The organism is Paenibacillus sp. 11B (assembly GCF_030487755.1).
In the GTDB taxonomy this organism is placed as follows: Bacteria; Bacillota; Bacilli; order Paenibacillales; family Paenibacillaceae; genus Paenibacillus; species Paenibacillus vandeheii.
Genome location: NZ_JAUKNS010000010.1, coordinates 162,734 through 189,479, shown reverse-complemented (window position 1 = coordinate 189,479; position 26,746 = coordinate 162,734). Strand labels below are relative to the sequence as shown.

The window sequence follows — 26,746 nt, the reverse complement described above, 5'->3', positions numbered from 1 at the left end:
ACTTATGCTCCTTTCCCAGAAATTTGTTTGATGCTTGTGTTGACTCCCGCTGCATTCAAAATATGGATCGCAAGCTTCCGTGCCTCTTCGATAAAGAATCGATTCGGATGGAACGTAGCCAGCTGCTGATTCCTCCGGAAGAACCCCTGAAGGTCTCCATCGTTGGAGTGGTCTTTGAAGCTGGTATTGTACGGCAGTGAGAACACTGGTCCTTTATAACGGAACTTATTACAGATATTTCTGATTTTAAATTTGGAGTCCTCATCATACTGACTGATGAGCAGGATAAATGGCTTCTCCTTGATTGCCTTGGGCATGCTTTCGCGTTGTAAGAAGAATCGTTCTAATACATTGATGTTTTGAGATAAACAAACCACATTCAAGTCGGATTGATTTAATGCATCCTGAATCACAGGGCTGTTACCGCCGCTGTGTAGATCGAGAAGCACCAGATCGTAATATTCAGTGGCTTTTTTATAGATCAGATTAATGACTTCACTTGCATCATCAAATTGAATGCGATCACTTTTATTTGTACCCTTGAGAATATCAAGTCGATCAGGCACTAAAATTAGTGAGTTATTCTTTACTGCATCACGGTCAATCTTGCCGGCTCGGACTGCACGTTCAAGAGCATCAAGCCCACCACTCGTCTGGAACCCCTGTGGGTTTTGAGACTGGACTGTTTTTTGAAATATACGCTGAAGCGTATTATCTGCCCATTGCGGCTGTGAGACTAATGTGCGCACTTGGTATTCCATCCCGATTAAAGCAGCAACCGCAGCCGTGCTACTTGTCACACCTAAACCATGCTGCATTCCCCAAAACGATATAATTGTCATATTTTATCTTCCCTTCTCAGCTTTCTTCCAGAGCAGTTTTATTTCTTTATCTGACTGCCCCGAGATCTGCCCCAGGACACCCTGTAGCGCCAATTTCAGATCACTTGATAGCCTTTTAATGTGCAACATTGATAGTTGCTGATTCATGTGTTTACTTTCCAGATCACGTTCGTCTGGGTAAAAAACAAAGGTCTCTTTCCAATCAATGGGGTGCTTCTCAAATAGCTCATTGATCACTTGTTCCGTATATTTTGTTGTCTCTTGAACTAACTTGAACATTGGGACGAGGTCCGATTGGCTTTTCCCTTGAAAAAAAGCATCCATAAGTTCCGCGTTTCGTTGCATGACAGCATTATCATGTGACGTGACTAAAAAGTACTGATCGGCATTTGGCCAACGTTGGAGTTCTTCCTTGTAACTAATGTCTATGAGGGCGAAGTCATAGGCTTCTTCTATTTTTAATTGCTCATATTTTTCAAGTGTCATATTTTCGATTACATCGAATCGATCGTGTTGCTGCGTCCCTGTTTGTTCAGGAATTTTAGGATAAGCGTAGCGATAATCAGCATTGGATGTTACATCGACTATCACGACTCGATGATGTACAGAGAGTAACTTTGCGATATAGAAAAGAATGTCTGATTTTTCAAAAGCGCCGATAAATACGACTTGCTTCATCATGGTGTCTCAGCTCCTACACTATTTTGATCATTGAAGATCATTTCGGTATCTACTTGGGGAGTTGATTCCGCTTCAGTTATCAAATCGTTTGTTGATTGTTGCTGTGTTGTTGGCTGTGCGCTTTTGGCTTGGTTTTCAGCTATCTGTTGAGTGTTCAACTTATTTTTGTACTCTTGTTTCTGCTCCGGAGTCATTGCATTCATTGCCTCTTCCAATTTAATTCTATTTCTCCGCTCCAGCTCTGTTGTAGCTTTTTGGACGATGTTCGGGTCCGAATCGATAAGATCCTGTACTGCTTTATTGGCCGGATAAGTGGTTATGGCTTTCTCTTGAATGCCAGGTTCTACATATGACAACGCGTAAATAGTTGCATCCTGAATGTACGCATCGACAATTGCACCAGAGATATTAAGAATCTCTTTCTCATTCATGTGATACCAAACGGTCCCGTCAATCAAATCTTCTACGCGCTTCTTACTTAGGATGATGTAATCCTGCCCCGACGGGAACTTAATACGAACATCGACGTAATCACTTTTCTGAAGTTTTGAGGGAAGTTCCATCAACCTGAACTCTTGACTACGTAGGTCTCTAGAAGTGATTTCATCTTCGTAGATTACAGTGGAGGTAACGGGTGTGTTAGTGGGCAACTCCACTTTTGCAACCTTACCTCGAATTAATTCTTTAGAAAGCACCATTTCCTCTGATACAGCATTGCGTGGCATCAGACGTGTTTCCAAATCACTCTCCTGTATGGGTTCACCAGATGAAATGTTCCTGGTGACGACTTCTACCTTAATCATGTCTTCTTTCAGTACCTGCTGGGTTTGTGCAAGTTCTTGTTCTACTGATAAGCGCTTTTCAGTGTACTTATCAGTCAAGTGGTTGACATATAGAACACCAAAGATACTGCAAAGCAGTAATACAGAAAGTGCACCAATCCCTCCTGCTAAAAGTAATTGTTTTTGCCGAAACCGGATTTTTGACATTGTAAATCTCCTTTGACGTTAATATATAATAATATCAATATACTAATATACTAATATTGTCCTACCCATATTTCGTTATAATGAACGACTCTGTTCTTTCCGAGTGATTTAGCTTTGTACATTGCCTCATTTGCATTCTTGAGACATTCTTCAGCAGACCATTCTTCTGTCCAGTCACAAACACCTATGCTCGCAGTTACTGCATGTACACTTTGATTTGACTGGTACGTAACTTCATTTTCAACTCTTTTCCGGACATCTTCAGCTTTTTTCAGTAACGAGCCAGAGTATGAATCTGTTAGAATAGCGACTACTTCCTCTCCACCATACCTACCTACAAAACCGATCCCATCAAATTCTTCCTTTAATATTTTTGCAACTGATTTTAAGACTTCATCACCAGCAGCGTGTCCAACGGCTTTATTTATTGATTTAAAGTCATCCAGGTCCAAGAACATTATACTGAAATCCACTTGTGCATCAATCGTTGACCGTATAACTTGTTTTATTTTTTTGTTGTTCAGAAGGCCTGTTAAAGAATCAGTAATGGCTTTGACGTATGTCCCTTCTATGATACGTGATTGATAATCTATCGTTACCAATAAAAGAAGAATACAAAGTGCAATTCTGACTACTGTCACTACATTACTTAGAGCATCCGGGTTACCGCCGAGCCCCTGGTACAGATAGATCAAACTAACTATATTTATTAAGATCAATAATATAAAGTATTTTATCTCGTTTCGTATTTCTTTATATGTTTTGACGGCGATAAAAACAGAAAACAATAACGAAGCATAAACATAGGGGGTTACACCCATTACAATTGATGCTCCTATTACTAAAAAGGTCGTTCTTGTTAATTTGCTTTCTCCACTAAATCGCCTAATCATAAAATAGAATGTATACGCGTATATCAGTTGAGAAAATACTCTGATGAAGAATAAATCCCATACATACAAAATTATCAGTACAATAATCTGAGTACTAAGAAGTATTCTCTCAAATTTCTTGTATTGATTGTTCTTCACTGGTATTCGATATAACACATACATTAAAATACACGTAAGTATCAACTCAAAAAATAAAGTATTAAGCTCTATAATCTCCTCCTCCTTATTCCATGATGTTCAGCATTTTTTTACGCAGTAAAGATAACTTATGTTGCTGATTGACCTTCAAGATATTTTCCATAACTCCATCTATTTCTGAAGTTAAATCAAATGCATCAGGAAAATAAGGTATACGATAGATTTTACGCCGATCCATTTTTTTGCTTATATCTTTAATTGAATCTTTCTCAGCTAGAGGTAGACATAATCTCCACTTACTTTGGTCTAAGTGAATCTGGCTTTGAAAGAAAGTATAAATTTTGTTTTGCTTCCACTCACTACTTCCCCCTACTACTATCTGTAAGTTTGCTCTCAAGAATTCATTAAATGAGGAAGTTGTATCGTAGCAACCCAGATCCAGGATGATGTATGAATAGTTCCCAGAGAGCAGAGAGATCATATCAATACAACTTTCGTTCTTATAATAATGGACTCCATTAATAAAGAAACTCACTGTATTCAACAGATCTGCATCTACACCTTCATAGGCAGCTTCTATCTCCTTGTACTCATTAGATTCATTCGCTTCCACTAATGCTACTGAAAACTTCTGCTTGGCTAAATAGTTAGCTATCATAAGTGCTGTGTGTGTGCACCCTACACCCTTCTCCACACCGGTTACTGCAATTACTGCTGTACCAATGTAACGATCTCTAACTTTAACCTTATTCCTAGACTGGTTAAATACAGCATCAAAGTTTAATCCTTCTATATCTAATGTGCTAGATTGTTTATTTCTCTTATTCAGAAACGTTTTAAACTCATTACCTTTATTGGCTAATACCTTAAGTAACTTGTCTGATGCTTTTCTCGTATTCCCCACTTCAACAATTGAGACATTACCCGGTTCGTCCATAGGTTGCTGAGATCCAGACGATTCTTCAGATTCTTCGGTTGTGGAGTCTCTTGAAGTCTCATCCACCTCGCTGCGTTTAAACATTACCGAGTCAGTAGTCACCTTTTCGGCAACTTCAGTTTCGGTATGAGTATTCACTTCAGGAACCTGTCCAAGCTCTCCTTTGATTCTCATTTCTATCACACCGACATCTAAAGCATTGTAAGATATACAGATTAATCCGATATCAGTTAATCTCCTCACAAAATCATCCGCATCTCTGAAATAGAGAAATACCATTTTTACATACGGATAATTTGTTTTAACATTGTGCAGAAGCTTTTCGAATGATTCAGTATTCTTAACAACGTTCTCTGTAAGTATGAGTATCTCCGATTCTACTGATTCCCATTGAGATATAAAGAAATCCAAAGAATCTATTGCTTTTACAACCCTACCGAAATCTTCTAACTCTTCCTTAATCCATTCACATTCATCTGGATCAGACGATGCAATAAAAATTCTTTTCATGCTATCACCTATTTTCAGCATTATTGCAGATCATAGTACACCTTTTCTCCATTACTGAAGAAAAAGAAACTTTTTGTTAGAACCATATCTTTGTCAAACAAATCTTCATCCGTTACAAACCAAACAGTAGATAATCCTTCTTGTTCAAATATTTTACTAACCAAGTTGGCTTTGTCAGTTGTAGATACATGAACGATCATAATACTGCTGTCTTCACTATTTCTTAAATACTGTTTATAGAACATGGCTTGATAACGAATTGTTTTGAGCCATTTTTCTTCCTCACGATGACATAATAGAATGAAGGACATTTCTTTGCCTACAGGATTAGTCAAAGTAAATTTCGCGGTAGGAACTTGTTGTTCTTCTTGTAGCTTAAGGATTGGATGAAATTCAAAATGTACTAATTTAAAGTGCTCTCTCAACTGAAGATACAACTCATTGGTGGCTATGTACTTCATTCGAAAAAGCATGGTCGTGGGTTTCGGATTTCTTGGATCACGATGTCCCAAAAAGGCACCGAATCTAAATTTCAATATATCCGCCCCACTTGCACCAATTTCGTAGAAACTTGGTCTTCCTATAGATCCTTTCGAATAACTTGACCATTCGATCTTTCTCAATAGACCATATTTCATCATTTTTCGTACACGATTACGTACTGTCTCCTCACGTTCAACATCAGGGAAGAAGGTTCTTAAAATTTGAGATAGCGTAACCCATCGATGTACGGATATAAAGTTCACAATTTCTATATCCCGGTCTGTAATCCAGCCATGCTCAATTTTCTTCATAATGTAGTGATAGTTATGTTTTGTTAATTCACCTAATTGAGTAATATGAGCATACGGATCATCGAGTAGAGGATAAATATGAACCACTTGTTGTGGAGAATTAGTTAAAGGAGATACCAGATGTTCCAATCAAGTTCCCCCCTTAAAGTATTTCGTGTGGAAAGTGGACAATTTTTGTACGCATTCGTCTGTCTTCGGCTTTGATGTTTTTAATCATGACTGAAACGGTTTTGCCGACTAATTGCCCATGAGATGGAACGCGATTAGGGAACCAAGCGATTGATTCAACACCAGGAGCAAGTTTAACAAATATACCCACATTCTCTACTACACTTGTGATTGTCGCCCGATGAAAATCTCCAACTTTAAAGTTTTCTCTAACTCTCTCCCATGGGTCCTCCAACAATTCTTTTCTTGTTACCCTTACTTGTTTTTTTTCTCTGTCAATATGCTTAATTTTTACAGTCAATTGACTACCTAACGGGATTAGATTTTTTCCCGATACTGTCCAGTCGTATTCATAGTCTTGTATCGGTAAGACGCAACTCACCCCTTTTATCATTACATATAGACGTTCGTCTTCAAAACCAGTAACTGTAGCGGGACAAATATGATCTACATCTGCAGTCTCCCAAAATTCTTCTTGGAGTTCTTCAAGAGCTTGAACACGAGATAATAAAACAATTCCTGTTTCTTTATTGAAGACTTCTAAATTCGGATCAAGTCCTTGTTTTACAACATCCAGAACCATGTAATCAATTTTGTGATCTATAAAACCGACTAATGATCTATATTTCACTGTGTCAAATTGATCTTCATGAATCAAGCCTTTCAGGCCGTTATTCAGCTTAACGATTGCACACTGCATATTTTTTCCGAAAGGAGCATGATTTTCAATAGCATGAACCACACCTTGATGAATTTGTTTTCTTCTTAGAGATACTTCATATTCTCTCATTGGATCTGGATTTATCGAATTTCCCTCAAGTAAATTATTCATATTTGCTCTCTCCTTTTAACTTTAAGTACAAACCATATTTATTTTCTCCGGTTTTAACCAACCCAACTAAAAGTAGTTCACCATAGGTTTTGCAAGTGACCATAATTTTTTTTGTTTTAAAGCACAAATCAATTTGCTCATATTCCATACTAGAATTCCATTCAATAAAGTAATAACCGTTACTGTTAGGTTCTTTTGCACGCAGATCAGTCTCTACAGTTATCACAGATTTGGTTTTGGTATCTGATGGAAGGTTGAAATCTAATTCGTTGGTGACTTTATGTATTAGATCATTCTCCTTGGACCACTGTGTGAGCAAATCGGGCCTTTTGAACTGTATATGATTCACGATAACAATTAAAGGCACAGTCTCGTAAGAGAATAAACAATTATTGTAGAATGATTCCAAGTTCCTCGTACCACACATTGGATGGGTCAATATGAAGTCCAATTCCTCAATGAGTGTGTCATGTCCCAAACTAGTTCTCCTTTCCTAATTATTTAATTAGTTAATATGTTAGTTAATATACTGATATATTACTATATTGAATCAAAAAAAAGAAGAACTTATTTTATTCTTCTCAGTCCTTCTTTCATTTTTATTCTATTTTTCTGTCTATACTGCTGCTTTAATTCAACAAATTCTATCTTGGAGATCTCTAAAAAGGAGTTTCCGAATCGGACACTACGTGTGGTCAACTCGTAATAATTTCCCTCGATTTCAATTGAAGTTGAATCGTCAATGACTGCTCCAGAATTTAATTCGTTAACGACATAGGCCAATATTTCTATTCCTTCATTTTCTGTACCACTAATCTCAACCTCAGGTAGCCCAAATAATTCAGATAGTCCTTTGGTTTTATGTTTAACGATCTCTTGTGAGAATGGGTCTCTATATGTAGTTATCTTCACTTCACTCTGTTCACTCATAGTTATAATTGCATTGTTTTGTTTATCTAAGGTGAATTTCACTTCATTGTTGTTAAACATAAAGATTTTTTGAGTGTCAAACTCAAGTGAAAAAATGCTATCTAATATCATATAAAAAAGTGTTTCATAGTCTCTAATAACTTCATACATTATCAAATTCGGGTAGCCATAATGCTCCAGTCCAAACGTTCTCACAGCAATGATTTTATCAGATAGATCTGTAACTACAATTGGTTTTATGGAAGGATCAAAAAAATGGTGCATAACCTTTCCCCCTTTTATTCCTTTCTTTTAGTATAATATGTTTTCCCTAGATTTCCAAGATAATTATTATACGATTAGAATTTAATCACTATTTAATTATAATCTGATTAGAATTTAAATAAATCACTTGCTGTATATGTGAATGATTAATTAAGTAGTTACCATATTTATCTTTATTCGTGTGAGAATTCTATTATAATGAACTTAATGTGGGAAAATAATACATAACACGAAAATCAATAAAGGAGCTTTTTTAAATGGATCTTCCTATCGGAAAATATCTCGAGTATTTAAGATTGTCCTGTGGTTATTCTCTTCGAGAAGCTGCAAAGAGAACAAGTTTGAGTCATGGCTATATTCGTGATGTAGAATTAGGAGACAACAATACAATCGGAAATGCAATAATCCCTAGGCCTCAAACACTTCAAAAATTTGCAAGTGCTTATACCGCCTCATTCAATGAACTAATGCAAATTGCTGGTCATGTATCATCCATAGATAAACTAGCTACATTTGAATTTATTGAACTTAATTTTGAAAATGTTTTATATCTAGAGGTAGGAACTGACAATAGAATTATTTATCACCAAGAAAAGTCACGTGTACTCACTGAAAGACTTAGTCTTCATGATTTCATAAAATTCGAGGAACAATTAGAAAATAATGAGTTTCTGAGGGTTCAGAGTGGATTATATGCAAACCTAAAAAAAATAAAAGTTTTCGATAAAAAATCATTAAAACTATATTTTAATGAACAGAAAGACGGACATTTTGTATCAATTAGTTGGATACGTGCTTCAAAACTCAATAAAACAATTTTAACTGCAATAAATAAAAATAATGAGAATGTAAAAAAAATGAAGAGTGAGCCCCCCCCCTTCATCCGAATAATACGAAATATTTTAACTGAGTAACTGCCTTTACCTGGAGAATTCTAAACGAACTGAAATAACTAAAACCATTACTATACATGTAAAAGCAACGACAAGAGTACCCAGGATTGAATTATTGATGAAATTTGTTCTCAACATAATATCAAAAACGAATAATGTTAAAGAAGAGTATGTTAACATTTCTATATTCTTATGATATATATATTCACTCCTTAAATAGGTGAACGTAATGCGATATCTTATAATTACAATAGTCAAAGCGAAAATAATTATTGAGGTTATACTGCCAGTTGCTCCTATATTCATGTCTGGTAAAGCCATTTGTATTACTGCGGAAAACATAAAACGTATTTGTTTTAAAAAAATGGCTACAATTAAAGCATAGACTAGTTTTATCTTAAAAATAATCACATAGACAGTGGTTATCGAAATTACAAGAAACAATTCTGCATATCCTTTCTTAAAACCTAATTCATTTATAAGAACTAAAATAAGAGTCAAAGCTATAGATCCAATAATATATTTGAATAATTTCACTTTACCTATGTCAAAAAATCTGATGCCTAATAGTAATAAAGTCGCGCATTCAAAAGCATAATTAATATAAGTGAGTAGAAATTGTATGTGCATAGTCTCCTCCTTGTTTATCTCACTAAAACATTAAAAAGTATATTTTATCCTTTTCTTCACAACTTAGTACTTTTCAATTTTAGTGATATATATGTATCCGATTAGTTATATATATATTGTTTAATTAGAATATGTGTTAATATATGAGTTATAATATTTATGAATAGAAAGGGTTGTTATTATGGCCGGCTCAGAAAACAATTATGATTTAAATTCTCCACTTCATGTTTATCTTAAAGATATGATTTCGAAACTCCCTAATGCTACTAAGCTTATAATTCAAACCCTATCAAAACAAGACTATAATAAAGAAGATCTTTCATTAAATGCTCGCGTTCGTAGAGGTGAATTGAACGCAGCCCTGGTCTGGGTTGAGTCACTAGGCTTAGTTTCTTATAGCTCAAGTGGACGTCAGAAACTTTATAGTTTAACTCCATTAGGTAAAGTTTGCTTTAGTGAGTATAACGACTTATTCTTAACCCTTAACGAAGAAAAATGGGAGTAGTGAATTGGAGTTTTACTCCGATTCACTACTCCCTTTGTTCGAACGTTTATCCTCAGCAGTTTGTCTAATTCTTTCAGCTAATCTTAAAGTTGTCTCATCTATTGAAGCTGGAGCAAATCTCATCTTAGTTTGCGGGAGTATTTGTTCTAGCTCTTTTTGCTTTTCTTCTATTTGAACTGGTTCTTCTGCAGGACTGTCCCAAAATGTATTCCTTACCACTAATGGTTTCTCATTCTCCTCTAATATATGTTCCTCCCTAGTTATCTCAATATTTTCAGTCTGCTGCATAATCCCTTTTTGTGCCGCTGCCTTTTCTTTAATTTTGGCCAACTTATCATTTTTTGCATCTTGATCAGTTTCTTGCGTTACATCCACTACTTCGTTGAAATCAGGTTCACTGACATCTTTGTACTCTTCCTCTTCAGCTAAACTTTCAGTAGTTGAAAGTTTACTAAATAATACTTTTGGTAACGGTAATAGTATCCCTATAACCGGATCCAAGCGTTCATTATTGTGAACTCCTCTAAATAATACCTCGCCAGCTTCTCCTGTTTCAGTGTTAAAACCCTTCAGAGATTTAATCGTTGTTGGTTCAACGATGTATCTTTTTTCTTCTTTAATTTGGGTTTTGAAACCACTTGTGGACATTTCATCTGTCCCACTACTTTGTCCGATTACATATTTCTCACCTATCATATCTGCTACGTAGTCTGCATCTTCATTCTCTAATCCAGCTAAGATAAACTTCTGCACAGCGTTTTGCTTGACCATGGCACCTAATCGTTTACTAACATCTGTGAGCTGTTCATTTCCCTGATGTATTACATCAACAAAAACTTCAAATTCACGAGCCATTTCCATAAAGGTGCTGAATTCTTCATCCGCAAACATTTCAATTTCATCCACTCTTAATTGATGAGCTCTAATTTCTCCTTTTAGATTTCTTCTAAATGTGCTAGCTCGTAATAAGTTCAAGAATAACCGTCCTACTGTGTAAGTCAGTGTTTGAAGAGTACCATACGCTCCATTGACTAGGATGACTTCGCCACGCTCTAATGCCTCATCTAGGTTGAAGGTTGATGGCCCACAAAAAATACGTTGAATATACTTATTACTCGTAAGTTCAGTTAAGTAGTCATATAAGTTGGAATACGTTTGCTGCGCGTGTTCCTGCATTTTCTGACTACCTGCCATATTACGAGTATATTCTCTTAATAACGGTACCTGGCTTTCAAGACCTAGCCGGCTAATCTCTGATAGTACTTCGACTCTAAAATCATCATTCATAGGCTGTACAAGCCGATCTAATTCATTATATGTACAATTATTCCCATAAACGAATTTTAAAGCTTTTATACAGACACGTAGTAATTGTGTTGTTCTACTCTTAAAGTATTGAACTGCATCAGCACCTAGATATCCATGATAGGCAGATACGTTTGCTTCAATCATTGGTTCTATGTCGGACCCCTCTGGAACATACATAGGGTTCAAACAACTTGTGAATTCATATTCAGCATCTAATCTGTGGTAAGATCTACCGATTCTATCCATGAAATTTGCTAAATTATTTATAAGTGAACCTTTAGGTTCTATGATCGTGGTCCCTATGTAATCGTTAAGCAAGTCTTGGACGATCAGGGTCGTTGCAAGTAGGGTTTTACCAGACCCGGTACCACCTACGGTCTGACCATGTTGAGCCCTATCCTTTCGAGTTAAAGTGACTAACTGACTTTGCCTCTCTTTAGTCGGCTGAGTATAAAACAATTCTAAAGTACATTCTTCAGAATAATATCGGAGATGCGATAAACACCCCTTAGCATTCAGGTCAATTCCATCAAATTCATACAGTTCTTCTTTAGTAACTTTATCTTTTCTTAGAATCATATTTAACAATGAACCTTCTTGTTTAACCGGTACTTTCCGTATTTCCACTTCTTCCACCAATGAAGTTAATTTAGTGAATATTGTCCCATTAATCTTAATTTTCAGCATAAAGTACAGCGTAAATATGGTTACGGTGATCACTGTAATGAAGGCAACTAATATTCCTATTCCACTAGGTAGAAACTTAATAAGTATATGACCTAATGCAAGAGCACTTAAAGTATTAAGAAATGTTTGAATAATTGGCTTAGCATAAGCGTTTCTGAACATTAAAGGACTTGAATATATTATGTGCCCAAGAAAACACGACAACAACAAAGGGATCGCTCTATAAAAAACTGGAGACGAACCGTACCAGAGATCCTGGTACTTAGCTACCAGCCAAAAGAAACATAACAGTAATATTGCTAGAAATAGTACTGCTTGCGCGTTCCATAGTGAATTTTTATTTGCCGGATCCATTGAAAATCTACGGACTGATATGTATATGTTTTTAAAAACAAAGCCAACCATATGACCAATTGCAGATAAGATACCTCCGAAGACCAAACCAATGTATTTCAAACTGACTCCCCCACTCACTCATATATTAATTAATATATTACTATATTAGAATGAGGGTGTCATGATTATTTTGACTGGTATCATCTTTGCTAATTCAAGCACAAAAAAAGCAGTCTCCCTTTTGAGAGAACTGCTTTTCATTAGTTTGAAGAAAATAGTCGTTTAAAAAAACCTTTCTTTTGTTGACCAGCCGTAGATAACCACATTCTAATTTCGAAACTAAGTTCCGGATGATCACTGGCCACATTACGAATTTTAGCTCTGACTGTCTCTCTTTCAGATTCATTTCTAGCAGCGTCATATTCCCCAAATAGATTATTAACCTTTTGCTTGAGGTCAAGGATCTGTAATTCTTTTTCATCTTGTTTAAATCTTATAATTTTTTCCTCTGCAGCTGTTTTATATAGTCTAATTGTATAAGCATGATTAGGATACTTACTTTCTAAAGCATTGTATTCAATCCAAATAAGTTCTTTATCAGCTATTGAAGTATTAGGTGATACTATTCTTTCGTATATATTTACAGCAGCTTCTTTCGCTTCCTGGTCTTTATTAGCATCAGCCAACAAGTATTTTTCAGAAGATGACCTCACCTTTTTTTCAATGTCCTCAAAAAATTCATTTGATTTAATCATCTCCTCGAACTGTTCAAATCTTTCTAGTTTTTTGTAGATTTGAAGTAAAAGTTCATTATTATTGTTTTCACCTGGTTGAGTTGATGATGTTCTAGCAACAGTACCAGTAATGATCTCTTTCAGCTGTGGAAGTGTATACTCCGACCCTTCTCCCGTAAGTCCATGGATCATTTTCATTTTAAAAACAGAAATATAGTTATGTTTGTATGTTTTACTGTTCCCTTCCCCCATTTGAGTTGGATTCACATACTCTAGCAACTCTCGTCTTTTATTTTTTATTACGTAGTTGTGTGTCTCACACAAATCTGCAACTTGATTCGAGGTGTACAAGGCTTCTCTATCCATAGAAAGAATCTTATCCGTGAACAAACGATCCAACCAACCTCTTTTTTTATAAATCTCATACAATAGTGACTTGTCATCAAAGGCTTCTATAAGCAATTCTCTCATTTCGTCTCTTTTTGCTTCTTCAATCTCTTCTTTTGTAAGTACCTCGTCGATATCCTTCACTATTACCACCCGCTTCAATCAAATTGAAACCCTATTACAATCATTATAACTGAATAAGCAATGTTTATACAGCTTTACACACTTAATTTTAATTCGGATTAATCCTGATTAATACGTGTAAATTCGAATTAACTTGCATTAATCCGGTTTAACCAATGAGAGTGTAAGCCTGTTTTAAAGCATTTATTCGTGACAAAATCATATAAATACGTGTTTAATCGTATTAGCACGGATTAATCTGAATATATCCGCATTAATACGTGTATCAAATTTGCTGAATAAAGCTGAATAACCGTCATTTATTCAGGAATTCACATAACCTGATACTTATAAAGGTAACATTCAATTATAATCATGTTGTGATTTTGTTATAATTTAATATCAACGGAGTTATTACTTATTCTCAAATGTACTATGTTCAATTCACTTTAAGATTAGCAGAATCAAATTTTGACCAGTAGATTATTGAGAAGAGGACCGTCGATTTAAGAAATCATATTGTCAAAAAATGCTAGCTTGGGTACTCATTGCTTATGCTAACAAAGCAATGAGTACCCAAGCTAGCAATTAACTAGAATCAGCATGATAGACCCCAACAGACAATTCTGCGAAGCAGCACACCGATCTTATGTAAAATCACATGCTGGTTAGATGAGGAGTTTGGGCAACATCAATTAGTATAACTAGAATTTTTTACTTTAAATGAGGTGAGAGAGGAGACGGCTGAACATTAATAAGTGACCTTCAATGTCTCAAAAAATGAATTAATAATGTTGCCCTATCTGACCAGTCAGAGATCTGAAGATCAAATAAATCAGATCCTCATATGGATGAGAATCTGATCACAAAATTGCGATGTCTTGTGTAGCACGTGCCTTATGCAGTTCCACCATTACGTTCACAACTTAATTAATCAATTTTTGTGATTAAATCACCTTACCTACGGGCTTATCCTCGTGAGTTATATGACTTTTCATGAGCACAGATCAATTCAATTTCCTTCTCACCATCAGGTAAATCTCTCCTATAAAGAGAGTGTGCGATGAACAAATCTCTGACCAACTAAAATTGAGTCAGACAAGGAGTTTTTGTACATCATGGTGTTTAGCAGATGTAACTGGAAACCTCTCGGTAGTTTCATCAGGGATAGGGATGGGGAACACTATCGTGAAAATTTTCTAGGTCGTCCTAAAATGCCTGGTATAAACGTAGTTCGTTGCAGCGGATACAGTATCAAACATGGACGAGCTAATATTAGGAATAGAGGTGAATTGTAATGTGATTATCAGAATTCAAAAGATGAGGAAGATGTTGGTGCTGGACAAGTTTAGTCAAATCTGAGGATTCCAACAGGTAGAAGAGATTACCAGAGTAGGGGCTTGCTACAGTCAGTCATTATCGCATATCTGTTGACCAATAGTTGAGTAATATAATTATCCTCCCAGTAGCCCGAGATCGAGAGGACAATAGACAGATTAGATTTATCAAGATGAACGGTATGAATACTCCATTTCCTCACAATAAAACTGAAGAACTAGCTGCTTGACTATTCACTTACTAAAATGAAATCAATAAAAAAAAGGCGACCTGAGGCTCCAGCATAATAATCTGGAGTAGATCGCCTTGAGACAGTTGTATTCATTAATTAATGCTGCCAATTATGTTTATTGATATGAGCTGATAGTACTCTGATCGAATGTTTTTTTAGCTCTTCTTCCTGGGGAAGGATTCGCCGGCTTACTTGTTGATTCAGAATCCGTAACGGATTCTGATTTCACAATGCTAACGTTAGAATCTGAAGCAAGACTACTGCCAAGATCAGATTTATTCTCAGGCTCTCCATCGGTTACACCTGAATGGAGAGGAACAGAAAGAGGGGGGATCTGGTCACTAGTAGTACTATTTGACTCCTTCTTCACAATTACTTCAATTGGTTTCTCTTCGTGTGATATTACAGCTGAAGTCGGTGCACTCATGGTTGTTGGTCTAACGTTATCTGAAGGAAGCAACGTCTTTATAGTTTCAATGTCTCGTATCCTGGGAATATAAAGTTGTAGGTTTCTTATGCCATTCTCAGCGATTTCCTTTTGGATTAGATACCTCATTGAATCAGCATAGACTGACTGTGCATTTATCCAATCTAGCACAAGTTGCTCTTCGTCTTCTTTTAACTTTAGCACCGCCGCTTTCCCTCTCTGTGCATCAGTTTTTCTCACAAATATATACCTCCTTCCCAATCAGAAATTTTGTATTTAGTTATTCCTTTGTGCTAGCAGTTTGTTTTACAGCTGATTTCTTATTTTCTTCTACTTTCTTCATTGAAACATACTCAGGAGAAGATAAGAATTTCATTTTTAGAGCCTCATAAATTGGGCTTTTCACAAAATAATCAAGCCCTTCACCATTCAAAGTAACAGCATATTCCGCAGGAACATAGAAAAGCTGTATTCTAGTGTTGTCGCAAATAGCCTTCAGCTTACTATAGATCATCGGTTTCATTAGAATGCTCCCACCACCATACGCCACTACAATATCAATGTCGTTTGCTCCAATCTTTAGAATTTGATCGTTTGAGTGGTGTAAAATTTGATTAGCTTGATTATCACAGTGAGGATTAAACGCCTGTAAAGCTTCATTTAAAAACTTATGTTTTTTATTTGAACCTTGGCTCTTAAGAATTTCACTATATTGTTGACGTGTAATTGAATTGAAAGCATAAGGTGCCAAAGTAAGTAGATCCGGAATCGCAGCAGTAATGGCATGTCCAACCCCGTTATTAATGCCATCTCCAAAATCGTTGTCAACGGCATCGCCTCGTGTTAAAGGGGAATCTGCAGTACCGTCTCCCATATCGAGGTGCATTAGGTTTTTCCCTTCGAAGTAACTTCCATCTATGTCTCCGAGTCCATATATTTTTGCAAACTCATCAAACATACCAGGAAGATTGGTATCTTCAGTTTCCACTTCGTCTGCATTATACGAAGTTGTTCTCCAGTCGCCATTTGAATTCATTTGAAGAGCAAAAACAACAGCGGTTCCCTCTTGTAAAACATGTACATAATGAAATTGAATCTTAACAGTAACGCTCTTTGTAAGACCTAAATGTACAGTTACGAGATGAGAACCCAACATAAATTTTTGACGTAATTTCATGGTATTCGTAGGCGAACATTGTTTAACTGGTAATGCAGCTGCCATATCAGCTTCTACTTCAATCGCCTCGTTAAGGTTGTCATTTTCACTGTACGCTTTTTGCACGGCTCTTGCCGCAATTAGTGCCAATGTATTTATGTATGGTACAAGTTGATCGGCTTTCGAACCGTTTCCTTTAACGTATAGACTGGTTACATTTTCCCCATTCGTTTTTAGGGCATGATTTCCAATGGTGTACATTCCTGTAGGAACAGCTGGAGAGATAATAGATACAACCAAATTATCAAATATATTTTTTAGATTTTTCTGTACATCGATATCATCGTCTTTCCAAGGGAGTTGTCCAATTGAGGAAAAGACATTTGGTTGTCTTACCAACTTACCATCAATATAAACATCTGCTTCACTATTGCCTATATCATTCCCTACTGACATTGTGTATTTCTTCGTCATATAAAATTCCTCCTTAATAACCTCTTGTAGTTATCACATCACTTCATCAGTTTATATTCTTTTATAATCGGAGTCAACCTTATATACAATTGAATATCAATTGTATTACTACATTATATATATAGGATTATAATTTAATTATAATCATTGAACTGAATACACGGATAGATCCGTAGATATCCGGATTTATCCGCTGACCTGGAAACTGTATTAATTCGAATATATTCAGTTATACCTGAACCTGTCCATCCATATCAGGAGAAGAGCATACTAATTCATTATATGTTTGATTTATGTCACGATTATAGTAAGGAATTTTGTAATGCTTTATGTCGTACTTAATAAATGTCGTACGTAATGTTATTTAAGTGTTTCTATGTCAATAAATTAGCTGAAGTAATAACTTAAGCAGCATAACCCTCAAAGTATTGCTGTATCAGGAATTGATAACTTGAACAAATCGCGACTAACACCGTATAATACAATCCAATCAACCCAAACCACTCATGGCTCAGATTCAAGGTTTAGAAAGGAGAGGTTATGAACACTAGCAAGAGTAAACTAAAACCAGATAGTTCAGCCGAAAGAAAAAGGAAAAAAGACTCATCCGAATATACACTCGGAGAGACTATCGATCTTCTAACCGACAGAGATTGGGAGATGCTCACTGATTTGTACATGTGTCGATGTATGCCACAGCAAACCCTGTTAAGTAACTATTTTTTAGATACACCTGAATATCATTATCCCGAATATGGCACTGCAACAGGGCAAGAAAAAAAGGAACTGGAACAAAAAAATGAAAACAGAGCTATAACTAGGCTTAGAAGGACAGTAAAACGATTCAAAGATCGTGGATTACTGGAGTACTCTACTTACGACCCTAATTCATCTGATAAACCTTCACACAGGAGAACGAAGATCTTAGGAGAAACATGGTATTATCTAAGCAGTCGTGGTCTTAAGATAGTCGAGATCAAAAAAGGGATCTTAGAGGAGAATCGTCTTTCTAAAAATGAACTTGATATGGAACGTGCAAAAAAGGACCACTTCTGGGAGTTAGGTAAGGTATATTTAGATTTACGTTACAAGTGGATGAATCAAGACCCAGACTTAAAGCAATATCATGACTGGGATTGGTATCCGTCTTTATCCGTGTATAGCGACAATGATACAATATCAATTCGACCCGATGCTGTATTGAGAATTGGACAGCAAGTGTTTTTCGTTGAACTGGATCGTTCCACCGAGCCAATTCAACGATCACCATTTCATACGGATCAGGTTTCTATTGAGAAAAAGTTAGAACGTTATCGAGACGTGATGAAACTTACATCTAACAAAATCATCCGTGACGGCATCATCGCATTTATTGTTCCCAATGCAATCTACAACAAGCGTCTTACTAATATTGAAAATGCAGCTCAAACCGTATTCGGTATAAACAGCAGAGTTTTAACAGGAAGAAGCATCGGGGATGTCATATCTGCGTATTCAACTTTTTCAACATCTCAATAGCCTTAGTTAATCCAATCGCATTTGTCATGGAAATTGAAATATATCTGTCTGGCCTTTCCCTAATAGGGGAGAGGCCTTTTATTTTTACTTTTCATAAATCCCCTCAAAATCAATATTCTTGCATACACATGTAAAAAGCAAAGTCCATTTGCATTTTACTTCATCACCTTAATCATCCCACCCCAATAACCTGAAGCACCAACACAATGCAGAAGCTTTTTGTATTTCTCACAATGAAATTAAGCATGAAACCCTAAGCCATTTTAGTATATTAATCAATTAGTTATTATGTTAGTATATTGATTGATTAACTAATTAGAATGGAATGGGGGTGATATTCTATTGAGCAAAAACAAGAGAATCGTATTGATCAGTATCAGCCTACTCGTCATTTTGACTGCTGCAGTGCTATTAATACGCACACCGAGTACTCACAATACACCTGTGCCGGAAGCATTCCCGCCACCTGCGAAGGTTGAAGATTCCGCACCAACCCCACCGAAAGAATCCAATCGAGATGAATCACATGAAAAAGTGGAGAAGGTGATTGATCAAGCTACTGATGTGGTCGTGGGTACCGTTCCTGGGATAATGGATAAACTCAAGAGTACCGGAAAGTGGTTCATGGAATTTGATACGAAACATGCACTCATACTCTTGGGGGTCAGTGTATTTCTAGTCGGTGTCCTATCAACAGGGAACAGAAACAACAAGAGCAACAAAAATCGTTAATAGTTAGGAAGGTGCTACTCCATTGGGTTTTCTTAAAAAAAAGAAGTCACATGAATCTGATGATGACGATTTAAAAGATGATTCCCCTAAGGTGAAGAAGGCTAAAGATAAGTCGATTAAACCTAGTTCACCTAAACGTACTTCGGGTAAAGCCTTCATTCGATTCGTATTTTGGATGTTTGTTCTATTTATCATCTTTAAAGGTGTCGTTTCATTCACACAAGGTACTAGGGTAATCGAAAAGGTTACAAACATGGGTTCCAGTGAGCCCGCGATCACAGATGGGATAAAAGGATTTGCAAGTGATTTTGCTACTGAATATTTCACATGGTCAATTAACGATGTAAATAACCGTACAGAAAGGCTCAAAAAATTCATAAGTGGGATCGATGCAGATGCTGGATTAAAACCTTATGAGGTTAAGGGTACATCCCATGTACAATCCGTTGAGGTTTATGATACAAGCCAAATTAACGATGCTTCATTTGAGATTACATTAAATGTTCGTCGTGAGGTTGACCTTGATTCCGCCTCTGAATCAGTCGCAACAAAGGATAAAAAAGGAAAGGTAATCAAGCAGACTTATATGGTGGTTCCAGTATCTTCTACCCCCAAAGGTTTTGTTATTGATAACTATCCCCGGTTTGTAGCAAATCAGCAAAAGGGAGAATCCTTACCCTCTGAACAAGGTGACTTTATCTCAGATACGGAACAGATTGAACGAGCAAACGAATTGGCTAACAGTTTCCTTACCTCGTACTTTGAAGGAAATGTGAGTCAAATCAAGTACTTCTACGACGATATCAAAAATGCACCTTCACACCTAACTGCATCTGAATTTGAGATGAACAAGGTGGAGAATGTGTCTGTGTACCAAATGAAAAGTACAGAGACTATGCCCCCCTATATACGAATCGAAGCATCAGTGCTCGTGAAGAGCGATATCGGAGAAATTTTCACAAATCTATGGATCCTAAATGTAATAGAAAAAGATAATCGTATGTATGTCATTTCAATTGGCGATCAGAACGATCAACAAGATAAACAACCTATAGCAAGCGAAACCCTTGAAGAGGATACCTCAATTGGAACCTCCCCTTCAGATCCAACTACTTCAACTGAATAGTCGAGAGGAGCACATTTTATGCGCTTAAATAAAAAACTATTATCACGTGTTTCATTAATCATTTTTTCAAGCTTGATGTTTGCTTTGCCCGTATTTGCGAGTGATCCAGGCGTTAAAGCCAATACTTGGTTACAAACCAACCTCGGTGCTTTGATTCCAGGTCTAATTCTAGTAAGTGCCTTGTTCTTTCTAGTCACTCGGGATTGGATGAAGCTACTTAGCTTCGTAGGTATCATTCTAGTGATAGCTATGATTCTGAATTGGACTGAAATGAAGAATCTGGCCAATACACTCTGGAAAGCTATCTTCGGTTAAGCATCGATGAGTGATAAAAAAGAATCCCCCAGAATCACCGTCTCGAACTACACGAAGATTTGGAATTTAGATTGGGTCATTTACGCAATTGAAGGGAAGAAACTTCCCATACCTGCAAACTTAAGGCTAGTAGGAATTTTTGTTGCATGCTTTATCTTCTGGTCGCTGTTAGGAAAAATCCTATTCTTTATACCAGGTGTGTATACGTATGCTTTTCTACCCGGAATCTCTGCCTGGTTAATTGCTAAACAAAAACTCGACGGCAAGGCTCCACATAAATGGCTGCTGGGCATGATCTTCTATTGGTTACGTCCAAAGCATTTACATAGGTACCGTAAAGTTGAGCACAACAAGCGCTACGTGTATACCAGTAAAATCGCATACAGAGCATACAGAAAAAGAAGAGAGAGTGCCTAGGCACACTCTTTTCTTTACAAGGAGTGAAAAATCTTGGCAACACTTGGGGAAGTACAGAAAAAACCGAGCAAAGTTAAAATTGAATTTCCTATTGCTTACTTCGAGCAGAATCTAATATTCAATCATAATAAAGAAGTATGGGCTATCTATGAGCTCAACCCATATATATACGACCATCTTAGCGATCAGCAAAAGATTGACCGTCTTATCACACAAACTGCTTCACTCGGTATGTTAACCGATAAGTTTCATATCTTATGGCTTCCTAAAACACATGACATACATCAGCACCATGAGAGACTTCGCCAGAAAAGAGTATCTGGGCCCCTAAAGAAGAATTCCATAGGCATTATTCATCAGATGGAAGATTACCTCAGTTCTAACTACAACTCTGTTGAAGGGGTGAACAATGCAGATTACAAAGCATTTCTAGTTGTTTATCTCCCCAAAAGTGACGCAAAAGATCTGGTAGACCAGCTTGGCTCCATGGTAACGGAGATGAAAAAATTAGTGCTTCACCCGAAAAGAGCCATCGAAAACCTTTCTGGACTGAATGAACCTGAGATCTTCGAACACGAATTTCAAAGTTATCAGGTAAAAGAGAGACAGATCTTTGATCGCCTATCTCGTAGGATGAAAGTCAAAAGAGGAACAGAACAAACAACGGAGTGGCTAATTAAGAGGAACTTCTGGTGGGGAATTGCTGATCCACCTCTACGTTCTACGGAAAATGAAAACTGGTCTCCTAAAAAGACCAAAGGCAAAAAAGCCGGTAAACCTTCATTCTTCTACGATTCTAGACAAGTACTCACTCTCACAGAAGCTGATATTGATACATCTCATCCACGACGAGTGGGGATTACACAATTACATGAAGGTACAGATAAGCAAATTTATCATGCATACTTAGCTCTCTCTGAGTTACCAGATAATCTGGACATGCCGGGAAGTGAATGGCTATATAGTGCAGCTACACTTCCATTCCCTGTCTCGATGAGCATAAAGGTCGACGTTCTGGAAGCCCGCGACGCACTCAAAAAACTGGCACGTAAACGAATGGATATAGATAACCAGGTCAAAAACATTCAAGAAGCCAACGCTAGCGTGCCCATGGACCTGCAGGAGAAACAAGAAAATGCCATGTATCTAGAGGATGAATATAAGAAACGGAAGAATCCAACATTTATCACTCATGTAACCTATGGGCTCTATCACACAAACCTGGATCTACTCAAAAGTAATGTTTCTATCCTCCAAGATCACTATAGAGACTTCGGAAACATTCATGTTGAGCTTCCCAGTGGAGATCAGTGGCTCTTATTTAATGATTTTATACCCGGATCTCCTCGGTACGTGTCGGATTACATTCAGCGGATCCCCCCAGAAATGTTAGCATCCGGTATGGTGGGTGCTACGCAAGAACTGGGAGATGGGAAAGGGCTTTACATCGGTACGACAGGTCCACTTGATCGTCCTGTCTATCTTGATCCAGCGAACGCCAGCCAAGAGAACCGCAGTCCAAGTATGTCTCTTACCGGAACACTTGGCGGTGGTAAATCGATGGCGGCAAACCTTCTGGGCTATCAAAATGCGGCTGTCCTTGGTGGGAAAACACTCATTTTTGATCCCAAAGGCGAGCGTTCTAATTGGCCAGACGATCTTCCTGAACTGGCTGGACAAATTCAAGTAGCTACATTGTCCTCTGCCAAAGAAGACATGGGTAAATTAGACCCGTTTGTCATGCTAGATGATATTGAAACCGCAAAAGAAGCAGGGGTTGAGATTCTCGCTTACTTGTCATCAACCAAAACCAATAGTGTGGAGTACAGTTACATCTCCCAAGCAGTAAATAAAGTGGCCAATGGTCCGGAGCCGTATCTAGCCAAGGCCTCCCCGTACTTTATGAAATGGGGTTGACGAGACCGCCCGCAAAAGTACTAGCTGAAATCCTTGAAAGTTTTGAAACGTTATCTTTCGCTAAGTTGTTATTCGGTACTGGTGGAGAAGCAACTATCAAATTGGATTATGCAATTAATATATTGCAAATTCAGAACCTGAAGATGCCATCCCCCGAGAAGTCTCCGGATAACTACTCATTGGACGAAAAAATGAGCGTTGCACTCATGTTTGCGATTGCCCGGTTCGCCCATAAGTTTATCTATCACAACATATCCATCTTTAAATTTGTCTTGATGGATGAAGCCTGGGCCTTGCTAGGCACACAAGCAGGTAAAGCACTCGCAGATATGATTGTTCGTACAGGTCGTTCATTGAACGGTGGTGCCGTGTTTATCACCCAGAATGCGACGGATATGGCAGGAGACTTGGCAGGTAACATCGGAATTAAGTTCGCTTTCCGCGATCAGGACAATACAAAGATCAAAAATACACTTTCGTATTTTGGCTTGGAGCATACCCAGCAGAATATCGATATGATCAAGAACTTGGAAAACGGTCAATGTCTGATGCAAGATTTGTATGGGCGTATCGGCCTTGTTTATATCGATGTGGTATTCCAACACCTATTTGATTGCTTCGATACACGGCCACCTGCAGAGTCGGATGCTGCTGTGAATGAAGAGAACGAGGAAAACGAGTTTTCGGTTCTTCAAAATTTCCAAAACTATTATGAAGAACAATATAGCAAGGAGGGGGACTCCTTGGATGATGATACAACGGATAAAGAACCAGCTTAATCAGCCAAATCAAGGTCGAAGATGGATGACACTATGTTTAGTTGTATTTATGCTTTTGGGGAGTATCCTTACCAGTCACGTAGCATATGCAGACTCTCTCGATGAGATGATTCCCAAAGATGATACGGCCAATACCAACTATAACAAATACGGTGTTTCACATTATTCTTTTCAAACCGTTGCTAAAGACCGCCACTTCTGGCAAGTAGGAGACAAAGCTCAGGACGGGATAGTTCGCGCTTTTGACCATGGTTTGTCCATGTTATTTCTAGCAAATGTGCAAATCGCTAGATTCTTCAACTTCATTGCCAGAGAAGCTTTTACTTTCAGTCTAATGGACCAGCTCATTGACGCCGTAGCAGACATTATTAAAAGTATAACCGGCATTAATGGAGGCAGCATCAATAAAGGGAGTTTTTGGGACAGTTTAGGAGGTATGCTTGCCACAATCACTGGGTGCTATATTGCGATATTGATGGTCAGAGGTCGCTTCTTGGATGGTTTCTCACAGGCATTTACGTTTGTTATGGCATTAGTTATCTCCCTCGCATTTTTTGCTAACGCGGGTCCCTTCCTGAAGTTTGCTAATAGTCTTGTAGGGGACATAGGAAATACGATTTATATTTCTCTCGCCAAGACGACTGGACTTAAAACGGATTCGAAAGAAGGCGTTACGGTCATCTCGGAGCAAGTGTGGCAGGAGCTGGTTATTCGCCCGTATACCATGTTGCAATTCGATGATAGCCAAATTGCAGAGAAGGACCCCCAAGTTCTGGACAAGGTGCTTACTACCGACTCCTTCTCGGATGAACGGGAAGACGCTCTGAAAGAAGCCGCTACAAAGTATCCAAAAGTGGAACAAGAGCGATCTGCTTCTCAAATGATTATTGTCCTAGTAAATCTCGCATTTTCATTGTTTATACTGGGTTTCTTCTGTTTTTGGGCCATAGCAACGATTTTCATGAGATTTAAAACATTGATTCACTCTTCATTCATGTCTATCACCTTGCTTGGTGCACTCTTCCCAGGGCGTGAAGCTGGCTTTTCTGTAATACGGAGTCAGTTTATCAAGCTCATTGGTTTACTCATGATGACAACGATGACCATGATATTCTTCAATTTCTCGCTTGTATTCGGTCATTTGGTCTATGAGGCTGTCGCAGTGAAGGGAGGTAGGGGCTGGTTCACTGGAATGATATTTGAAGCTATAGCCGTATTCCTCGTGTTTAAATATCGTGATGAAATTACGAGTGTATTCAGCAAAGCAACAGGTGTTATTCCCGCCATGCCTAAACCTAAATCAACGATCGTGGATAGTGTACAACGAAATATCACACGTTCCCTTTACAATGGCGCTACCAACAAAGTAAGTGGTTTGTTTAACCGGAGAGAACACGAGGGGGTTCCACGTAGCTTTAACCCTAGTTCTATTACGAAAGCAGACAACAACCTAAACGATGCAACGTCAGCAAGTATGATGCTCCGTTATCAACGGGAAAAGCAGGCTTCTGAAGAGATTGCTACTGAATACGGCGAGCCTGCACAGTACACCCCGTTTGTTCAGAAGGTCAACGACAACTTACGCAATGGCACCACAAGTCCCTTCCGCGGTATGGACAAAGAATGGAAAGAAGAGAAGGGACGCCTTAAAGACATCAAGGATGATGGTGGCAATGTCAAACAGGCTATCTTAACCCAAGGTGTGCATGAAGGCATGAATGACCAGGAAGTGGCTGCTACGATTTATGGGAACGAAAGTGCCATTCGTCAGGCATCTACATTCATGGTCCAACGTCCTAAACGTGCTGTAGATCAGATGGAAAGAGCGAAGACATTGAATCGTAATCGGAAGCTGCAGACAGCAGTCGATGACTTTACAATGATCCAACTCTTTGATCGATACAAAGTAGATTATAAACAAGCAGTAGATACAGCAAATATGACGGATCAGCCGGTTCAACATACGGACTTCGTAAAAGAAATGGATTCGCGATTTAAAGCAACTGGCTTGAAAACAAATCAGATGATTAATGACACCATGCTCGTGCGCTCCGGACGCATTTCCATTGCATCCAAATTCGAAGGTATGGATGAATTTAAAAATTACAAAATGCAACTGCTTAAAGCTAACGAAGCGTTCAGTAAAATCAATGCACCTAAAGACGGCATTGTAGCTCCCGGACCGCAGGTACGTACAGCCGCCCCAGTTAACACAAAAGCTGTTTTATCTAAGATGCCTGCTATGCCGGATAGTCGTATAGCGAACCATAAGCAAACGCTGGATCAGAAGGCAGCCGTGTTACTGAATGTTAAACCGACCGTGGATACAAAAATGAGTCCTAAGTCAGTCAACTTTAATAACAAAGCATTGAAAGCTCAGATGGATGACTCCAAACAAAAACTGAAGACCGTCATGAACGCTGATGATCTCCGGTTAGAAATCAATACGGAAACCAACCAACAGGTAGCAATCAAAATGAAAGAGAAAATATCAACCGAAGTCAGCAGTGGATTGCAAGATGAACTTAAGCATCTCAAAACGATGCAGCGTTCTCGCCAGGTCGCTACAGTCAGCAATGCAGCTGAGAATCTATCGAAGAAAGTACAAAACAAGGCACGTACTGCTAGAAAGCAGACGATTAGCCAGCAGAACAACTCCGGTTCTACAAGTTAATCTAGTTATTTTGAGGACGTGATCACACTGTTACCTAGTACTGGTAATACAAGTAATACT

The 26,746-nt window shown here is 37.8% G+C and carries 23 protein-coding genes; 10 read left to right on the top strand and 13 right to left on the bottom strand.

The genetic code is table 11. The annotated features are described in order from the left end of the window. Positions 1-2 precede the first annotated feature (2 nt). The 9 genes from Q0V21_RS31275 to Q0V21_RS31235 all read right to left on the bottom strand — a co-directional run bounded on the left by Q0V21_RS31275 (position 3) and on the right by Q0V21_RS31235 (position 7,978). Complete coding sequence (locus tag Q0V21_RS31275; RefSeq protein WP_301882353.1) at positions 3-842, bottom strand: hypothetical protein; 840 nt, start codon at positions 840-842, stop codon at positions 3-5. Positions 843-845: 3 nt separating this feature from the next. Beyond that, on the bottom strand, positions 846-1,523 hold the full coding sequence (locus Q0V21_RS31270) for a hypothetical protein (protein ID WP_301882352.1): 678 nt from the start codon (positions 1,521-1,523) through the stop codon (positions 846-848). Further along, positions 1,520-2,512: an SAF domain-containing protein gene (locus Q0V21_RS31265; RefSeq protein ID WP_301882348.1), complete on the bottom strand. Its 993-nt coding sequence runs from the start codon at positions 2,510-2,512 to the stop codon at positions 1,520-1,522. The genes Q0V21_RS31270 and Q0V21_RS31265 overlap by 4 nt, the downstream gene beginning before the upstream one ends. Positions 2,513-2,562: 50 nt before the next feature. Beyond that, complete coding sequence (locus Q0V21_RS31260) at positions 2,563-3,333, bottom strand: GGDEF domain-containing protein (protein WP_301882346.1); 771 nt, start codon at positions 3,331-3,333, stop codon at positions 2,563-2,565. A gap of 295 nt (positions 3,334-3,628) precedes the next feature. Then, positions 3,629-4,990, bottom strand: a complete 1,362-nt coding sequence (locus Q0V21_RS31255) for a hypothetical protein (RefSeq protein WP_301882345.1) — start codon at positions 4,988-4,990, stop codon at positions 3,629-3,631. 20 nt (positions 4,991-5,010) lie between these two features. Next, positions 5,011-5,913, bottom strand: a complete 903-nt coding sequence (locus tag Q0V21_RS31250) for a replication-relaxation family protein (RefSeq protein WP_301882343.1) — start codon at positions 5,911-5,913, stop codon at positions 5,011-5,013. A 13-nt stretch (positions 5,914-5,926) separates the two neighbouring features. After that, positions 5,927-6,784, bottom strand: a complete 858-nt coding sequence (locus Q0V21_RS31245; protein WP_301882342.1) for a 30S ribosomal protein S1 — start codon at positions 6,782-6,784, stop codon at positions 5,927-5,929. Next, positions 6,777-7,262 (bottom strand): hypothetical protein, encoded by a 486-nt coding sequence (locus tag Q0V21_RS31240; protein ID WP_105410530.1) that lies wholly within the window; start codon positions 7,260-7,262, stop codon positions 6,777-6,779. The genes Q0V21_RS31245 and Q0V21_RS31240 overlap by 8 nt, the downstream gene beginning before the upstream one ends. Before the next feature lie 89 nt (positions 7,263-7,351). After that, on the bottom strand, positions 7,352-7,978 hold the full coding sequence (locus tag Q0V21_RS31235) for a hypothetical protein (protein WP_301882341.1): 627 nt from the start codon (positions 7,976-7,978) through the stop codon (positions 7,352-7,354). Positions 7,979-8,235: 257 nt separating this feature from the next. Here Q0V21_RS31235 and Q0V21_RS31230 point away from each other — a divergent pair, with 257 nt between their 5' ends. Further along, the gene (locus Q0V21_RS31230; RefSeq protein WP_301882339.1) at positions 8,236-8,892 is read left to right on the top strand and encodes a LytTR family transcriptional regulator DNA-binding domain-containing protein; all 657 of its coding nucleotides are present in this window, start codon (positions 8,236-8,238) and stop codon (positions 8,890-8,892) included. A 790-nt stretch (positions 8,893-9,682) separates the two neighbouring features. Further along, entirely contained in the window at positions 9,683-10,006 is a 324-nt protein-coding gene (locus Q0V21_RS31225) for a hypothetical protein (RefSeq protein WP_301882338.1), read from the top strand. A gap of 12 nt (positions 10,007-10,018) precedes the next feature. Here Q0V21_RS31225 and Q0V21_RS31220 read toward each other — a convergent pair whose 3' ends face one another. The 4 genes from Q0V21_RS31220 to Q0V21_RS31205 all read right to left on the bottom strand — a co-directional run bounded on the left by Q0V21_RS31220 (position 10,019) and on the right by Q0V21_RS31205 (position 17,208). Further along, positions 10,019-12,457: a type IV secretory system conjugative DNA transfer family protein gene (locus Q0V21_RS31220; RefSeq protein ID WP_301882336.1), complete on the bottom strand. Its 2,439-nt coding sequence runs from the start codon at positions 12,455-12,457 to the stop codon at positions 10,019-10,021. Positions 12,458-12,597: 140 nt separating this feature from the next. After that, positions 12,598-13,602, bottom strand: coding sequence for a hypothetical protein (locus tag Q0V21_RS31215; protein ID WP_301882334.1), 1,005 nt, complete (start codon positions 13,600-13,602; stop codon positions 12,598-12,600). Positions 13,603-15,266: 1,664 nt separating this feature from the next. After that, the gene (locus Q0V21_RS31210; protein ID WP_301882333.1) at positions 15,267-15,818 is read right to left on the bottom strand and encodes a hypothetical protein; all 552 of its coding nucleotides are present in this window, start codon (positions 15,816-15,818) and stop codon (positions 15,267-15,269) included. 40 nt (positions 15,819-15,858) lie between these two features. Beyond that, a complete protein-coding gene (locus Q0V21_RS31205; RefSeq protein ID WP_301882332.1) occupies positions 15,859-17,208 on the bottom strand; it encodes an acetate and sugar kinases/Hsc70/actin family protein in 1,350 nt (449 codons plus the stop codon). A gap of 540 nt (positions 17,209-17,748) precedes the next feature. Between Q0V21_RS31205 and Q0V21_RS31200 the strand changes: the two genes are divergently transcribed. The 8 genes from Q0V21_RS31200 to Q0V21_RS31165 all read left to right on the top strand — a co-directional run bounded on the left by Q0V21_RS31200 (position 17,749) and on the right by Q0V21_RS31165 (position 26,686). Continuing rightward, positions 17,749-18,726: a replication-relaxation family protein gene (locus Q0V21_RS31200; protein WP_301882331.1), complete on the top strand. Its 978-nt coding sequence runs from the start codon at positions 17,749-17,751 to the stop codon at positions 18,724-18,726. Positions 18,727-19,068: 342 nt separating this feature from the next. Continuing rightward, positions 19,069-19,458 carry an RNA-binding protein gene (locus tag Q0V21_RS31195; protein WP_301882329.1) on the top strand — a complete coding sequence of 130 codons (390 nt, stop codon included), beginning with the start codon at positions 19,069-19,071 and terminating at the stop codon, positions 19,456-19,458. Positions 19,459-19,480: 22 nt separating this feature from the next. Further along, on the top strand, positions 19,481-20,584 hold the full coding sequence (locus Q0V21_RS31190) for a conjugal transfer protein (RefSeq protein ID WP_301882328.1): 1,104 nt from the start codon (positions 19,481-19,483) through the stop codon (positions 20,582-20,584). Positions 20,585-20,602: 18 nt separating this feature from the next. Further along, entirely contained in the window at positions 20,603-20,899 is a 297-nt protein-coding gene (locus tag Q0V21_RS31185) for a hypothetical protein (RefSeq protein WP_105410519.1), read from the top strand. 6 nt (positions 20,900-20,905) lie between these two features. Beyond that, positions 20,906-21,316 carry a TcpE family conjugal transfer membrane protein gene (locus Q0V21_RS31180; protein WP_301882326.1) on the top strand — a complete coding sequence of 137 codons (411 nt, stop codon included), beginning with the start codon at positions 20,906-20,908 and terminating at the stop codon, positions 21,314-21,316. Between the two features lie 33 nt (positions 21,317-21,349). Next, positions 21,350-23,233 (top strand): ATP-binding protein, encoded by a 1,884-nt coding sequence (locus tag Q0V21_RS31175; RefSeq protein ID WP_301882325.1) that lies wholly within the window; start codon positions 21,350-21,352, stop codon positions 23,231-23,233. Next, complete coding sequence (locus Q0V21_RS31170) at positions 23,224-24,012, top strand: ATP-binding protein (protein ID WP_301882323.1); 789 nt, start codon at positions 23,224-23,226, stop codon at positions 24,010-24,012. Before Q0V21_RS31175 ends, Q0V21_RS31170 begins: the two co-directional genes overlap by 10 nt. Continuing rightward, complete coding sequence (locus Q0V21_RS31165; protein WP_301882322.1) at positions 23,981-26,686, top strand: CD3337/EF1877 family mobilome membrane protein; 2,706 nt, start codon at positions 23,981-23,983, stop codon at positions 26,684-26,686. The genes Q0V21_RS31170 and Q0V21_RS31165 overlap by 32 nt, the downstream gene beginning before the upstream one ends. Positions 26,687-26,746: the final 60 nt, after the last annotated feature.